The following is a 16,484-nucleotide window of genomic DNA, read 5'->3' as shown; positions in this document are numbered from 1 at the left end:
CAGGTCTACAACCTATCTGCTACGCTAATAACTAGTCAGACTGGTGTTTGCGATGACGAGCGAAAATAATCAAAGCTCTGAAATTTCTGCCAATTGCGAGCAAGTAGGTCGCTTCTGGCAAAATCCACGTGTGGAACAGTTGTTGTTACCGCATGACTTGGCATGCTCTCAAGCGCACGTACAAATGCTTGGTGAACAAGGCATTATCGACAAGCAAGTTGCAAAAACGGTAATTGACGGTCTGCAGACTATCCTTACCGAAGTTAAGAACGGCAAGTCTCCTTTAAAAAGCGAAGATCAAGACATCCATGCCGGCGTTGAAAGACGCTTGGCTGAATTAATCGGCGAGGCTAGCCAAGCTATTAAGCTGGCAAAATCGCGCAACGACCAAATTGCCACCGACATTCGGCTCTGGTTACGCGACTCGACAGTGGAAATCTTCGAGCACCTTTTAGCAGTCAGGCAAAGTCTTCTGGAATTGGCCAAGCGTGACTTGAGTGTTTCCATGCCTGGCTACACGCACATGCAGCCGGCTGTTCCAATTCTCCTGTCTCACTGGTGGCTGGCTAATGAAGCTAGACTACGCCGCGATACGGAAAGACTTTTGGATTTTTACGGCAGATTAAACACACTGCCTCTGGGTGCCAGTGCCTTAGCCGGCACCACTCAACCCATCGACCGCAAACTGGTGGCATCTTATCTAGGCTTTGCCGATGTCATCGAAAATAGCCTTGATGCAGTTGCCGACCGCGACTATTTAATCGAGTTTGGTTCCTTCGCGGCGCTTGTCGGCATTCACTTGTCGCAAATGAGTTCTGATTTGCTTCTATGGGCAACACAAGAATTCGCCTTTGTAAAACTGCCGAGGGCTTTTGGACTACGCAGTTTGAACATGCCGCAAAAGCGCAATCCCGAGCTCCTAGAAATACTGCGTTCGCGTCCATCGCAAATTTTTGGTCGGTTAAACGAATTTTGCGCCGAATTAAAGGGGTTGCCATTTGCCTTCAGTCAGGACCTACAAGAATGTCTACCAGGCTTAATTGACATGGTTGATACCTTGAAGTTTCTACTTGAGTTGACAGGAAAACTTTTGCCGGCATTGCGCTTTGATGCTGAGCGAATGAAAGAAGCGGCATCGCAAGATCTGACAAACGCTGCCAATGCCGTTGACTATCTAGTCGAGCGTGACACCGCTCCCGACAAGGCGGCAAAAATTATCGAATCAATTGTTCAATACTGCAAAGAGCGCAACAAAGATCTCTCGGATCTTGCTCTTTCCGAGTGGCAGCATTTCTCTGCTGCTTTTGACAATGAAATTTACGAGCACGTAACTATTGAGGGATCTGTTTCAGCTCGTTCATCTTTTGGCGGCACATCACTTGAACAAGTTTCAGCCGCTCTAAAACGCGCAGAAGAATTTCTTGTTCACGACAGACAAAGATTACCCAGCAAATTTGCCAATAGGCTGTTGGAAAAACAAATGGACAATAAGCAAAAGGAGAAGCAAACCAAATCATGAAAGCAATGGTACTGGCAGCTGGAGTTGGTTCCCGGCTGGATCCCCTGACGACACAAATACCGAAACCACTGGTTCCAGTCTGTAATGTTCCTGTTATGGAACACATAATCAACCTGCTTTCAGACCACGGCATAACCGATATTATTGCCAATTTGCACCATTTACCGGACAAGCTTATCGAATATTTTGGTGACGGCTCTAAGTTCGGTACTAAACTTACCTGGCATCACGAAAAAGAATTAAGCGGGGATGCCGGCGGCGTACGCGCTTGCAGAGAGTTTTTGCAGGATGACACGTTTATAGTCTTAATGGGCGACTTGCTCACAGATGCAGATCTTTCAAAATTGATCAAAGCACATAAAGAGAAAAAAGCTCTGGCAACTATTGGTATCAAACGCGTTGATGACGTCAGCCAATTCGGCGTTGTGCTAACTAACAAAGACGGCTTTATCACTGGTTTTCAAGAAAAGCCGGATCCAAAAGAAGCACTGTCCGACTTAGCTTCCACAGGCATTTACATTCTTGAGCCGGAAGTCTTCAACCACATTCCCAAAGACGGGTCTTTTGGATTCGGCAAGCAACTGTTTCCCCTTTTGGTAAAAGAAGGTCTGCCTGTTCTAGGCTATGAAATTACTGATTATTGGTCGGATGTGGGTACTATCAAGCAATATCGCGTATCCAACTTTGATGCCTTAGAAGGCAAATTGAAACTCAAAATGCCGGGAAATCACGTTGACTTCGGATATGTCGGCAACAATGCCTACATTGACGAGAGCGCCCGCATAAAAGGCAATTTGATGCTTGGAGCAAATAGCCGCATTGAAGCCGGCGCAAAGATTTTCGGCAATGTGATAATTGGCGACAATTGCACCATTGGTGCAGACAGCGAGCTGCGCGATACGGTTGTCTGGTCAGACAGCAACATTGAGCCGGGCGTCAGCTTGACTCAATGCGTCATCGGCAACAATTGCGTGGTTAAAAACGGTTCGCGCCACCTAGAAGCCGCTACTGTTTCGTAACCTCATACAAACGCAAATTCAGTCCCCGCCCAAGTTTAAATTCTTGCTTTACAGCAAGGTTTTTGGGCATGCGCGTAATAATTGCTTCGCCATCCAAAGCTGTTAACAGCCAAAACCTGTTGTATTTGCCGACGGTCTTCGACACGGTTTCCTCATTCATGGCGGTGCTAAGACCAATTTGCTTGCGCGGACTGTGCAGATATCTATCCAAACAAACAATGTCGTAGGGCTGGCAAACAAAGAGCATATCGTCTGCGACCTTGGACTCCACCATTTGAGCCATTTGTCTCCATGGTTCCTTTTGAGGGACAATGTGTTGGTAAGTGTTATTAGCCATTGCCAACACGCTGTGGCATACGAGCACATACAACCAAAACTTGTAGTGCTTGCTGACGGAAGCTAATCCCGCACCACACAGTATGTACATTGCCGGAGCGGTACCAATCAAGTAGCGAGAGACTTCTATAATGCGATTACTTTGTACAACATCGGTTAACCAAATACACAAAGCCGGCACCAGCACCCAAAACCAAAGTGCTAGAAATGAATTTAACTGCTCTGATTTAGCCAATGTCTTTCTCAGCGCCAACAATAAAAACGAGGCGGCAGTGGCATAGAGCGGTATCACTGCAACGCGCCGCCCGCATATATAAGACAACCAATTGATAGGTATCTTGCAAAACAACGCATACAAAGGCCAAGACCAGGAAAATTCCCTAGCTACATAGAGCGAGCCCTTGCGAGCACTAATCGCTTTGAAAAGAAAGGGCAACCAAGGCAGCCATAAGATTGCAACTGCCAGCCAGCCGGCGCAAAGAGTCAAGAAAAGTCTGAGACTGCGCTTTCGGATTATTTCTATGAGGCCCCACAAACCGCCGGCAAAAGCAATAAACAGTGCAGTGTAGTGGCTATTAAGTAGTGCCCAAGTAAAAGTCACATAAAATGCCCAAGGCAAAATGGGCAGCTTAGAATCCTTCCAGCGGCATATAATAATCAAACTGCCAAACGAAACAACAGAGGCAAGTTCAACAAGGCTATACATGCGCGCTTCCTGTGCATAGCCGATATCAAATGGCGAAACAGCCATCAGCAGTCCGGCAAATATTGCGGTCTGAGTATTGAATATACTTCGGCTTACGACATAAACGGCTGCCAGCGCCAAAAGGGAAGTAAAACAAGATAAAAACCGAATTTCAATATCAGAACCACCGAAGACTTGCAGCCACTTATTGAGGATTACCGCGTATAAAGGCGGGCAAACCGAATCCACCTTGGAAAAGTTCTTCATAAGCGCGGCGGTATCAACTAAGTCTCTGAATTGAAAGAGATACGGCGTATCGCTTACTGAGGCAAAATCAGGAGCCTCATGCCCATAGGTCTCAATCAGCGTTTGATAACACTCATCCAGCCAAAGACTCTCAAAGCCCAAGCCGGATAGGCGCAAGCCAAAAGCCAAGATGAGGATCAAAACTAGGGTCTGGACGTCTTTGCGGAGCACGGTGGCCTCCAATTATATTAATCAGTCTATTTTAGGTTAAATGTTTAGCTGTCCAAACTTTCGGGAACATTAAAAGCTGACGGAGTGACACGGAAGGCTACCATGGCCCTTGTCAAAAAGGAATTTGGCGACCTTCTCGTCGACAACGGGCTAATCACCGACGAGGAGTTACAAAAGGCCCAAGAAGAGCGCGCCCGTACAGGGGAGCCGCTCTCCATGGTACTGGCCAAAATGGGGTTGGTTACAGAAAACCACCTCAAGACCGCCCTGGAACTCAAATACGGCGTCACCTATGTCGCATTAGCTAACAGCACACCGGATGATGACACCCTTGGCATGCTGCCTGAAAGCATCATGCGTAAATTCCAAGTCGCCCCCATTGGCAAAGAGGGCGATAGGCTCCTGTTGGCGATGGTAAATCCTAACAACTTGGTGGCGCTCGATGACATCAAATACAGACTGCAAGGTTTGCATATCAAACCAATGGTCTGCACCGAAGATGACTTCCAATATTTCATGGAGACTTGCTATGGCAAGTTCATGTCTAAAGCCGGCCCGGGCGAACACGAGGAAGCTCAGCAAGCGTATTTAGATCAAGAAGTCGACTTAACCTCAGCCTTGTCCATCATCAACGAACAGAAGCAAGAATTTTCTGAAATTGAGATGGCCAAGCAGGCGGCTGACGAGCCAATTGTTCTTCTGGCAAACCAGATATTGGCTAAAGCAATTAAGATGCGCTATTCCGATATCCACATCGAGCCGCAAGAAAAACAAATTGTCGTTCGTTATCGTTTAGACGGCGTCCTGTTCATTGACCGCAAATTACCAAAGGCGGTTTTAGGTCCATTAATCTCACGCTTTAAGATCATGAGCAGCCTTGATATTGCCGAAAGACGCGTGCCGCAAGACGGACGTATGCGCTTAAGATTCTCCGGACGCGATACGGACTTCCGTGTCTCTACGCTTCCTGTAAAACACGGCGAGAAGGTCGTGATGAGACTTCTCGATAAAAGCAATACGGCACTGCAATTGGACAAGCTTGTTTCCGACAAGGAAAGCCTCGACGAAATAAAAGACATGATAAATAAGCCATATGGCATTATCTTTGTCTGCGGTCCGACAGGTTCCGGAAAAACGACTAGTCTTTATGCGGCTCTTGCCGAGCGCAACTCGAAAGAGATAAATATCCTCACTGTCGAAGACCCGATTGAATATGACATGAAGGGCATTACACAAGTGCAAGTACTGCGCGAAAAAGGCGTGGATTTTGCTCGCGTGCTGAGAGCATTTCTGCGCCAAGATCCAGACGTTATGCTCGTTGGAGAAACACGCGATAAAGAAACAGCCAAAATAGCTGTTGAAGCAGCTCTAACCGGTCACCTTGTATTTACCACGCTCCACACAAACGATGCACCATCAGCAATTACAAGATTGTCCGAAATGTCAATTGACCCATATCTGGTGGCGGCAGCCACAATCGGGGTTGTTGCCCAGCGATTGGTAAGACGAGTTTGCACTGACTGCATCGAAGAATATGTACCGGAAAAATCCGTGCTCGAATATTTAGGTCTTATGGAAAAGCACCATGACAGAGTCGCCGAAGCAACGGTCAATTACTATCGCCTGAAAATAAATGATGACGGCATGCCCATATTTTACAAAGGCAAAGGCTGCAATACCTGCCAGAACACCGGCTACAAAGGACGTTCCGGAGTTTACGAAATCATGCGACTATCGGATGAATTGCGTCAGCTAATTGCTTCCGGCGCCAATTTATCCCATGTTCGATTTGCCGCCAAGCAAAACGGCATGATACCACTCAAAGACTACAGCATACGTCTGGTTGCACAAGGAGTGACAAGTGTCGACGAAGTCATACGTGTAACGATGTCCGACACCACAGGACAAGACAAACTCTGTCCCACCTGTCACAACCCCATCGGCGATGATTTTGTTAAGTGTCCGTTCTGTCAATATGACTTGAAACAAACTTGCCAACGATGCGGCGCCTTCCAAGAAGCGTCCTGGGAAAGTTGTGCTCAGTGCGGATTTTCCAAAGACGATGCGTCATGTGAAACCTCTTGCCGGACATGCCAGGCGGAAGTCAGCGAAATTTTGGACACTTGTCCCTACTGTCAAACGGCAAAAAATGGGAGGTAACGCTTAAAACAATGGCCCTTATCAAGAAAGAAATTGGCGAATTACTTGTAGAAAACGGCTTAATTACCGATGAGGAGTTGAAGCTCGTACAAGCAGAACGCGCCCGCACAGGCGATCCGCTGACCGTCATTCTTTCACGAATGGGACTAGCTGGTGAAAGCCACCTAAAAAATGCACTCGAGTTACAGTATGGCGTGCCCTATGTAGCGCTGGCTAAAGTTGAAGCGGACGAGGAGCTTATGACTCTGTTGCCCGACGGCATCATGCGCCAGCACCAACTTGTGCCTGTGTCCCGCCAAGGTAATAGATTGACCATTGCCATGGTCAATCCCAATAATCTCCTAGCTCTAGACGACATCAAATACAGACTAAAGGGCTTCCAAGTAAGTCCACTTGTCTGCACCGAAGATGATTTCCAAAGCTTTATGGAAACCATGTACGCTCGTCGAGAAGCTGAGCTTTTCGTATCTCCGGAAGAGCAAGAGCGTCAGTTCATCGAGGGTGATGTAGATTTATCCACACTGGATACAATCGACACCGATCTCGATATGAGCATCAACGAGATTGACCTTGCACGTTCTGCTGAAGATGCTCCAATTATTTATCTAGCTAATCAAATTATTGCTAAAGCGATTAAGCAAAAATGCTCCGATATTCACGCGGAGCCCCAAGAAGAAGATATGATTATTCGCTATCGTCTAGATGGTGTGCTTTACGTAGATCGCAAACTACCAAAGGCAATTATCTCCGCTCTTGTATCCCGCTTCAAAGTGATGTCATCTCTGGATATTGCGGAAAGGCGCGTGCCGCAGGACGGTCGCATCAGAGTGCGCTTCGCCAACAAAGATATCGACTTCCGTGTCTCCACCGTACCTGGACGATACGGCGAGAAAGTGGTCATGCGTATTTTGGATTCTTCCAACGTGCAATTGTCGTTGGACAAACTAATTACCGACAGCGATTCTTTGGGTCACATACGCGAAATGATTCGCAAACCATTCGGCATTATCTTTGTTACAGGTCCAACCGGTTCCGGAAAGAGTACATCACTCTATTCAGCACTGGCGGAATTGAACTCGCCTGGAGTCAATATCGTAACAGCCGAAGATCCAATTGAATATGAAATGATTGGCATCAACCAGACTCAAGTATTGAGAGAAAAAGGACTGGATTTTTCCCGTATTTTGAGAGCCTTCCTCCGTCAAGATCCCGACGTCATGCTCGTCGGTGAAACGCGCGACAAAGAAACAGCCAAGGTAGCCGTGGAAGCAGCTCTTACAGGTCACCTTGTTTTCACCACGCTTCACACCAACGATGCGCCTTCCGCAATTACACGTCTAGCAGAAATGGATATCGATCCTTTCCTTGTGGCATCTGCAACTATCGGCATTATTGCTCAACGCCTGGTAAGAAAAGTTTGCGCTGAATGTAAAACCGACTACGTTCCTGATAGAGCGTTGTTAGAATATATCGGCATGCTCGACAAAGGGCAGGAGGCATTGGCAGATGCAACGATAAAGTACTATCGCCTGAATGTCGGCAACAACAATTTGCCTATCTTTTATAAAGGTGTCGGCTGTGACGTTTGCAACAAGACCGGCTACAAAGGTCGCGTTGGTGTTTATGAAGTCTTACGTATCAATGACGAAATTCGCGAGCTAATCTCGTCAGGAGCCTCAACTGCCATGCTCAGATTTGCAGCAAAGCAATCAGGCATGATACCGCTGAAAGACTACAGCTTACGTCTGGTCGGTGAAGGAATGACGACAATTGATGAAATCATTCGTGTGACAATGTCCGACACCGGCGGCGAAGACAAATTATGTCCGAAATGCCGCAACCCAATAGGCGTCGACTTCATGAAGTGTCCGTTCTGTCGCGTCGACCTAAAACAAACCTGCAAACGATGTGGCACCTTCCAAGAAGCACACTGGTCAAGCTGTCCCAAATGCGGACTGACAACACTCGAGGCGGCGTTAGATGGCAGGTGTGAATGCTGCCAGGCAAATGTACCTGGGTCGTGGCATTGCTGCCCGCATTGCCAGACAAAAAGAAAAATCGTTCAGCCGGTGAAGCAGGTAGAAAAACCACCGGCAAAACCATTGGAACAACAATCGGGGAATGAGGCTATAGCCCTCTAGAAAGGCGGTAATAATGTCCATAGAAATGCAAGAGATACTGCAAGTGGTTTATGACCGCGGAGCTTCCGACTTACACGTTAAGGTTGGTCAGCCTCCTATTATTCGTGTCTCCGGCAAACTCATTCGCACACAGTTCGATCCATTAACAAAAGAAGATACGCAGCGGCTAATTTTCTCGATTATCAACCAAGAACAACGCAAGACTCTGGAGCAGACCTACGAGTTAGACTGCAGCTATGGTCTTGAAGGACTTGGACGTTGGCGTGTTAATGCTTATAGAGATAGGGGTTCTTATGCGGCAGCTTTGCGTACAATTGTCGCCAAAGTTCCTAATATGAATGAACTCGGACTGCCCCCACTAATTAAAGAAATTGTCCATAAGCCTCGCGGAATTGTATTGGTAACAGGACCAACAGGCTCTGGTAAATCTACAACTCTGGCATCGATGATTGACTGGATCAATGAAAACCGTTGCGAGCACATCCTAACTATTGAAGATCCAATTGAATTCATTCACGGCAACAAACAATCAGTTGTTTCCCAGCGCGAACTGGGCAACGACACAAGGAGTTTCGGCAATGCCTTAAGAGCTGCCTTACGTGAAGATCCCGATGTAATTCTTGTAGGTGAAATGCGCGATTTGGAAACTATTCAACTAGCGCTGACAGCCGCTGAAACAGGTCACCTTGTCTTTGGCACCTTGCACACATCCTCAGCTGCACAAACAATTGACCGAATTATCGACGTGTTTCCTCCAGCACAACAAGAGCAGGTGCGCGTGATGCTCTCAGGATCATTAGTGGCAGTATTGAGCCAGACTCTTCTTCCCAAGCTGCAACAGACCCAAGGTGGCACCAACTTGACCAAAGGTCGGGTACTCGCTCTGGAAATCCTTGTTAATACTCCTGCCATTGCCAACCTAATTCGTGAAGCAAAGACAGCTCAAATCTATTCTGCAATCCAAACAGGCGGCGCTCACGGCATGCAAACGCTTGAATCATGTCTTGCCAATTTATGTAAAACAGGACAGGTTTCATTGGAAGACGCTCTGACCAAATCCTCGCATCCGGAGGATTTACAGCGCCTACTTGCCGGTACACAATATGCAGGTGCGGGTGGGCGACGTTGAGAGGAGTTAGCTAGTTGGTCGAATTCATATACAGAGTTAGAGACAGAACAGGGCGGGTTTTGGAAGCCACAGCACAGGCCGAATCACCGTCGGCCTTGCGTGCGCGTTTGGCCAGTCGCGGCATGAGTGTTGTTGAGATACGCGCAAAAAAGACATCGGATGCGGCAGCAAAACCCCAGGACGTTGCAGCGGACGCAATTTTTGAAGCCGCTAAAAAGACATTTGGTACTCAGGGCGCATCAAGCCCGATAATGACTCAAGTTGTAGCGCTTCTACAGCCACGAGTCGGACTTAAGGATCTTGTTGTATTTTCACGCCAATTTGCCTCAATGGTGAAAGCGGGTGTAGCTATTCTGCGCGGGCTGTCCGTCATGGTCGAGCAATGCGAAAACAAAAAAATGAAAGCCACTCTTGAATCTGTGCGTAAATCCGTTGAACAAGGTCTTTCTTTATCCGATGCCATGGCCCACCACCCAGATGTGTTTGACCGGCTTTTCGTGGCAATGATTCGCGCCGGCGAAACAGGCGGTATTCTCGATGAAGTTCTCGCTCGATTAGCCGAATTTCAGGAGTCTGCGTCAAGACTTACGCAGAAGGTACAATCAGCAATGTATTATCCAATTGCTGTATTGCTGGTTGCTCTACTGGTTTTGTGGGGCATGCTTACGTTCATTCTGCCTATTTTTTCCAAGATGTTTACGGAAATGGGCGCAGAGTTGCCTGCGTTCACCCAGCTGCTTTTGTCCTTATCGGACTTTGTTCGATCCATATGGATGCTAATTCTATTTCTGGCTACTTTAGGAGCTGGTGCCGGTATTGCTAAGTGGTATCAGACTGAAGACGGCCGCTACAAAATTGATGCTTTTCTCCTGACGCTGCCTATATTCGGCGATCTTTTAAAGAAGGTGGCTATCGCTCGTTTTTCTCGCACATTCGGCACATTAATTCACTCAGGCGTCCCAATGCTCTCTTCGCTGGAAGTAGTTAAGGAGACGGCCGGAAATGCTGTAATAATGCGCTCCATTGAAAACGTACACAACGAAGTACGACAGGGTGGAACGGTTTCCAAACCCCTTTCCAGAGATCCAATCTTTCCACCCATGGTCACACAGATGGTTGCCATTGGTGAAGAAACCGGTCGTATGGATGAGATGCTGGAAAAAATCGCCGACTTTTACGATGTTGAGGTCGAAAACTCGGTAGAAGCCCTTACCTCTTTGCTTGAGCCAATCATGGTTGTAGGCATTGGCGGAATCGTAGGCGCTGTCGTTATCGGCATGTACCTGCCCATCTTCACCATTATCAACCAGGTTAAATAATCGCCTTAAATCATAAAGATTGGTCAGGTTAAGCCGTCAAAGATCTTGCCTTTGCTTTTCAATGCCGATTACAATCAATTACAATATAAATTAGTCGTCACGAGGCAATAAATGGTGCACCGGAGCTTGCAAGAAAAAACGCAGCCAACGCCGCCGGAAGAACCGGCACTCGAGCAGAAAGTAGACCTCGGACCGGGGTCTGATAGGTCCGAAAAGGACAGAAGCCACGATCAAATTCATCAGTGGCTGAAAGTCTATGCCGAGACAAGGGATCCAGCTGTACGTGATGCTGTCATCCAGGCGGCAATTCCGCTTGTTAAGCGTATTGCCTACGGCTTAGCCCGCCGTTCGACTGACCCTGTCGAGGATTTGATTCAAGTGGGCTCAATTGGGCTTATCAAGGCTGTGGACCAGTTTAAGCCTGATGCCGGAGCTAAGTTTCAGACTTATGCTACCCACTTAGTAACAGGCGAAATACGCCACTATTTAAGAGACCGGACGGCAATGATCCGTGCTCCCAGAGAATTGCAGGAATTGTCCTTCCGCATCAACCGTTTGGTGCAAAACCTGACATTGCGCCTGGGCAGAGAGCCCACCGATGTGGAAATTGCCGGCGAGCTGCAAATCCCGGTATCGCGCGTTAACGAAGCCTATGAGGTAGACAGACGCCGTACGATGATTTCCCTTGACCAAGCCTTAACAGGAGATGCCGGCAACGAGCAGTCTCTTGTTGACACCTTGGTTGACGGCAAATACCAGAATTTGCAAATAGCCAAAGAAGACCGTTTCATGCTGGGCGAAGCTATCAAGCAATTGCGCGATGGTTTGCGTGAGGTTGTTGAGTTGACTTTCTATGAGGACTTGAGCCAAACTGAAGTCGCTCGCCGCCTAGGGATATCTCAAATGCAAGTTTCCAGAAGACTGAGAGCAGCAACAAGCGAGCTGTACAAGATAATCACCCAAAGCAAGAAGGGCGCCAGCCAAAAGAACAACCATGACCCAAGCCGTCATTGAAACAGTCAACTTAGGCAAAGTACACTTCAGCAATTTTTTGAGAAAACGATTTCAGGCTCTAGACCAACTGAGCCTGACAATAGGTAAAGGCGAGACATTTGGCTTGCTCGGACTAAACGGCGCCGGCAAGACAACAACGCTCAAATTACTCCTCGGCCTCTTGCGCCCGACATCCGGCGAAGTAAAAGTTTTGGGATACGACGCAGGCGATACACGAGCACTCGCTCGAGTGGGATTTTTGCCGGAAGCTCCTTATTTCTATTCTTATTTAAGCGCACAAGAATTCCTTGATTTCTCCGGACGTCTATTTGCTTTGCCTAACAAGCAAAGGAAAGAAAGAGCCAAAGAACTTTTAGAACTAGTCGGTCTGACTGATGCGGCCAAAAGGCCAATTGGCAAATTCTCCAAAGGGATGATGCAGCGCCTGGGAATTGCCCAATCTCTTTTGAACGATCCGGAACTTATCTTTTGGGACGAACCGACATCCGGACTTGATCCAATCGGCAGGCGAGATGTGCGGACTATCTTGCACAGACTAAAGAGTGAAGGCAAGACCATATTTTTTAATTCACATCTATTGCCTGATGTAAGCGAAGTCTGTGATCGCATAGGTATTCTCAACAGAGGCAAGCTAATCTACCAAGGCAAGGTTTCCGACATTACTGCCGGTGGCAACTACCTAAAACTAGAGGACTTCTTCCTTGCCACCATTCAAGAAGCGGAAGCAAATCATAAGAAGGGCAACTAATTATGAACGCCATTAACGCCGTTATGACAATTGCTCTAAACACACTGCGTGAAACGGTGCGCGATCGTGTACTTTATGCATTTTTGCTGTTTGCCTTTATTTTGACCTTGGCAGGAATTGTCCTGGGAAGTTTATCAGTCGGGCAGAACCTGCGCATTCTTGTAGATCTGGGGCTTGCCACCATTTCCGTTTTTGGTGGCATTATTGCAATTTTTGTCGGCACTGCGCTTGTCTATAAGGAAATTGAAAAACGCACCATCTACCTAATTGTCACCAAACCGATCAAACGTTGGCAATTTGTCTTGGGGAAATTTCTTGGTCTGGCAATTTGTCTTTTAATCGTGACCATTCTTATGGGCAGCTTTCTTGTGGCATTAGCTTGGTACATGTCGCCTGATCAGAAGATCAATTTCGATTTAATCTATTCGCTGCCGCTTATTTATTTGGAATTGCTGTTCATAACGGCAATAGCAACATTCTTCTCAACTTTTGCCACCCCAATGATGAGTGTTGTATTTACACTAGGCGCCTGGTTGATAGGACATCTGGGACAGTCACTGCTTGCTCTGGCCCAGATTACAGACTCAGCCTCGACAAAGCTCATTCTAAAAACTGCCTATTGGGTCATGCCCGATCTGGCAAAACTAACTCTAGTACGCTCGGATTTAACAAGTGGTGTCAATCCCGGTTCTGAATTGATTACTTATCTGGTTGCCTATATCATGGCCTATATAGTTTTACTGCTTGCTCTGTCAACACTTATTACCGAACGACGCGAATTTTCCTAGATGCCAATAGACCTCAATTCACAGCTTACCCAAGATGTCCTGGTTGTAATTCTTGGTCTTGCTTGCGGCAGTTTTTTGAATGTTCTGGCATCGCGCACATTGGCAAATGAGTCCATATTGTGGCCGCCGTCGCATTGCCCGTCGTGCAATAAAAGCATTAAGTGGTACGACAATTTTCCAATAATTTCTTATCTCATCCTCAAAGGGAAATGCCGCTTCTGCCAGGCTAAGATTTCCATTCAGTATCCACTTGTAGAATTTTTTACGGCAATAATTTTCATCATCCTATTTAAGACGTTTGGTCCAACCTGGCAAACGGCAGCAATGATGGCATTTTCCTCTACGCTAATTGCGATAACCGTAACCGATTTAAGAGAAAAACTGATACCGCATGACATCACCTACCCTTCGATGCTTGTGGGTATCGCCTACAGTCATTTCATTCGCAATGATCTTTTAGGAACGCTTGCAGGCATAGGCATAAGTTACATCCTCTTTGATTTCATCGCTCACTACGGACTGAAATGGTATTTGTGTTTCCACAAAACGCCACCAGTCGAAGCCGGCGAAGCTCTGGCGGAAGCAGATGCTGAAAATGAAGAGATAGAAGTAATGGGCGGTGGCGACGCGGTACTATCGGCGGTGATATCCGCCTGGCTTGGTTGGCAGAAATTACTCGTTGCTCTAATTATTGGATTTCTGGTCGGCACCATAATGGGTGTCATTTATTTGGCACGCGAAATGTACAAGCACGGGATTATCAGCCAGTGCCTAAGACCTGTGCTGTTCGGAGCATCCCTGGGGATTGTTATTGTGGGAGCCATTCTAGGCGCCTTTCAAATGGCGGCCGGCGGGATTGCTTTATCTACGCCATGGCTGGGATCTTGCGCCCTGGGGGCAATCGCCGGCGGTATGCTCGGCTTTATTTCAGTCGGCAGCAAGGTCTCCAAGCCATTTCCTTTTGGTCCGGCGCTGGCAGCAGGGGCAATGGCCGCCATTTTTTGGACTGGCGGTGGCATCTTTCAAGCAGGTGATAGATAATGACTTTGGATGCGCGCAGCGGGGTTTGATAGTCAGTGTTCTCCCTAAATAAGACAGGCCCAAAGCTGGGCGTCGATATTAATAGTGAGACAATTACCCTTATCCAGGTCGAGAAGACCAAAAGGGGCATTGAATTCGTCCGTTTTGCCTATCAGCCAAGCCCGGTCAACTCCGTTCGTGAAGGAATTATTGTTGATCCGGAAGCAGTCGGCTATACACTGAAAGAAGTAATCCAATCAGCCGGTATCAAAATAGCCCGGCCGTTACCGCTTCTAAACGTGGCCGCACCTGGGCAATCAGTAATTATTCGTTTGCTGCCTGTACCAACAGGTATTCCGCCGGAAGAACTTGCCGACGTTGTCAGGCAAGAAGCCTTGCATCACGTGCCGTTTCCACTGGAAGAAGCTAATCTTGATTGGTCCTTATTGCCAGCTTCTGAGCGCACGGATGTTGATGGCGTACAAAGAGTCGATGTAATTTTGGCAGCTATCCAAAAACACATTGTGGATTCTTTCTGGCATGTTTCAGACATTGTAGGCATTCCATTAAACACTATAAGTGTCTCGTCACTGTCGACAATTAGAGCATTGGCTTTTGCCGGATACGGCGTACAAGATGACAAACTGACTATGTCAGTTTCCGTCCGTCACGACGGCACAGACATCAATTTCCTGAAGGCAGGCACGCCGTTATTCAGCCGCTCTGTTGTGCTGGGTATGGACACCTTAACGGAATCCATTGCGCGTAGTCTGGACATTACAGTGATGGAAGCGCGCGGTTTAGCTCCGCACATTCCTCTTTTGCAAACAACCAGCAATGACGCTGCTCTCACTCAAGCAGCACAAATCGCCCGAACTGTACTTGGTGATATTTCCGATGAAATTATTCGTTCGATTGATTTCTATCGTTCGCAAGTCGGTGAAGTGGAAATTCAGGAGATGTATGTTTCCGGTCCAGGTTCTATAGTTCCGCAAGTAGATCGCTTCTTGCAGACAAGGCTAAATATCCCTTCGACAATAATTGATCCGTTCCAGAATTTGGTTAACTCTGAACTTATCCCTATGAACCAGCGAGCAGTCTACGCATTGCCGTTGGGACTTTTGGTTGAGCCGGCCTGGTCGCCTGTCTCAACTGTGGATCTTGATTTAAATAGAGAAGGACCATCAGCAACTCTGCTGGAAGGCTTGGGTCCTGTTGCCGGAATTTCTGTCGTAGCTGAAGAAACTACTCCGTGGTTTATGCCTGCACTGGCTGTGGGCACTGCTATTCTTCTCGGGGTAGCCGGATTCTGGGCTTATGCCACACAAGTCGATATCCCACAAAAACAAGCTCAAATTGACCGTCAACAGGCGGATTTTGACAGACAGAAAGTCCAGCTAAAACAATTGCCCGAGATAAAAGAAGCCACCGAGCAGTTAGAACGGCGCAAAGTAATTCTGGTAAATATCATCAAGGAAAGACACCCTTGGTCACAGACTCTGGAAACCATAAGAACTGATACGCCGGAAGGCGTGCAGATAAGAAAGATTGTCTTGTCACAGCGCACGCTGCGCCTGGAAGGACACGCAACTGATTTCAAAGGCGTCAGCCACCTGGCAATCAACATTGAAGGGTCGCATCTTGCTCCGACAGTTGAGGTGGAATCAGCATCCCGAGAAGAAAAAGATCCGCGCATTATCAACTTTGCTATCACGGCAGCCATAACTCCTGAAAGAATAATCAATCCGGTAAATGCATTGCCTGGAACAGCGCCAGGAGCGCCAAATGTACCGAATGCAATTTCTAGTCGTCCACAATCCTCCAAACCACAATTTTTGGATTTTTATGCTACCTGGTGTGGCCCATGCAAAGCATTGAAGCCGCACGTAGAAGAAGCGCAACGTCAATATGGAGACAAGATTGAATTTGTCTCCATCGATATTGACGATCCAAAAAATAAAGCACTAGTTGAGCATTACAACGTTCGTGCCGTACCCAATATGTTTTTCCTTGGACAACAGGGACAAGTTTTGGATCACATGGTTGGCTTCCAGGGTCGCGATGCATTAATGAAGGCTATGTCACGTCTTTATACCGTTGCACAAAATGGCAGTAGCAGGTGAGGTGAT

12 protein-coding genes are annotated in these 16,484 nt (G+C 47.4%); 11 read left to right on the top strand and 1 reads right to left on the bottom strand.

From position 1 onward, the window contains the following. The first annotated feature begins 52 nt into the window (after nucleotides 1-52). Together argH and K2Y22_17455 are read left to right on the top strand one after the other, a co-directional pair. Complete coding sequence (gene argH, locus K2Y22_17460) at nucleotides 53-1,519, top strand: argininosuccinate lyase (GenBank protein ID MBX9880250.1); 1,467 nt, start codon at nucleotides 53-55, stop codon at nucleotides 1,517-1,519. Continuing rightward, entirely contained in the window at nucleotides 1,516-2,538 is a 1,023-nt protein-coding gene (locus K2Y22_17455) for an NDP-sugar synthase (protein MBX9880249.1), read from the top strand. Before argH ends, K2Y22_17455 begins: the two co-directional genes overlap by 4 nt. Here K2Y22_17455 and K2Y22_17450 read toward each other — a convergent pair. Continuing rightward, a complete protein-coding gene (locus K2Y22_17450; protein MBX9880248.1) occupies nucleotides 2,525-4,036 on the bottom strand; it encodes a glycosyltransferase family 39 protein in 1,512 nt (503 codons plus the stop codon). The two genes, K2Y22_17455 and K2Y22_17450, sit on opposite strands and share 14 nt — an antisense overlap. A 102-nt stretch (nucleotides 4,037-4,138) precedes the next feature. Between K2Y22_17450 and tadA (K2Y22_17445) the strand changes: the two genes are divergently transcribed. From tadA (K2Y22_17445) to pilM, 9 genes are all read left to right on the top strand, one after another. Next, the gene (tadA, locus tag K2Y22_17445) at nucleotides 4,139-6,196 is read left to right on the top strand and encodes a Flp pilus assembly complex ATPase component TadA (protein MBX9880247.1); all 2,058 of its coding nucleotides are present in this window, start codon (nucleotides 4,139-4,141) and stop codon (nucleotides 6,194-6,196) included. A gap of 11 nt (nucleotides 6,197-6,207) precedes the next feature. Continuing rightward, on the top strand, nucleotides 6,208-8,337 hold the full coding sequence (gene tadA, locus K2Y22_17440) for a Flp pilus assembly complex ATPase component TadA (protein ID MBX9880246.1): 2,130 nt from the start codon (nucleotides 6,208-6,210) through the stop codon (nucleotides 8,335-8,337). A 13-nt stretch (nucleotides 8,338-8,350) separates the two neighbouring features. Continuing rightward, nucleotides 8,351-9,466: a type IV pilus twitching motility protein PilT gene (locus K2Y22_17435; protein MBX9880245.1), complete on the top strand. Its 1,116-nt coding sequence runs from the start codon at nucleotides 8,351-8,353 to the stop codon at nucleotides 9,464-9,466. 14 nt (nucleotides 9,467-9,480) lie between these two features. Continuing rightward, the gene (locus tag K2Y22_17430; GenBank protein ID MBX9880244.1) at nucleotides 9,481-10,785 is read left to right on the top strand and encodes a type II secretion system F family protein; all 1,305 of its coding nucleotides are present in this window, start codon (nucleotides 9,481-9,483) and stop codon (nucleotides 10,783-10,785) included. 126 nt (nucleotides 10,786-10,911) lie between these two features. Further along, complete coding sequence (locus K2Y22_17425; GenBank protein ID MBX9880243.1) at nucleotides 10,912-11,799, top strand: sigma-70 family RNA polymerase sigma factor; 888 nt, start codon at nucleotides 10,912-10,914, stop codon at nucleotides 11,797-11,799. After that, nucleotides 11,780-12,547: an ABC transporter ATP-binding protein gene (locus K2Y22_17420; protein MBX9880242.1), complete on the top strand. Its 768-nt coding sequence runs from the start codon at nucleotides 11,780-11,782 to the stop codon at nucleotides 12,545-12,547. The genes K2Y22_17425 and K2Y22_17420 overlap by 20 nt, the downstream gene beginning before the upstream one ends. A 2-nt stretch (nucleotides 12,548-12,549) precedes the next feature. Further along, entirely contained in the window at nucleotides 12,550-13,335 is a 786-nt protein-coding gene (locus K2Y22_17415; protein ID MBX9880241.1) for an ABC transporter permease, read from the top strand. Beyond that, nucleotides 13,336-14,376, top strand: coding sequence for a prepilin peptidase (locus tag K2Y22_17410; protein ID MBX9880240.1), 1,041 nt, complete (start codon nucleotides 13,336-13,338; stop codon nucleotides 14,374-14,376). 35 nt (nucleotides 14,377-14,411) lie between these two features. Beyond that, entirely contained in the window at nucleotides 14,412-16,478 is a 2,067-nt protein-coding gene (gene pilM, locus K2Y22_17405) for a type IV pilus assembly protein PilM (GenBank protein ID MBX9880239.1), read from the top strand. Nucleotides 16,479-16,484 lie beyond the last annotated feature (6 nt).

Source organism: Candidatus Obscuribacterales bacterium (assembly GCA_019744775.1).
GTDB lineage: Bacteria > Cyanobacteriota > Vampirovibrionia > Obscuribacterales > Obscuribacteraceae > SBAT01.
Note: the sequence above shows the minus strand (reverse complement) of the source record. Positions and strands in the feature narration are given on the sequence as shown.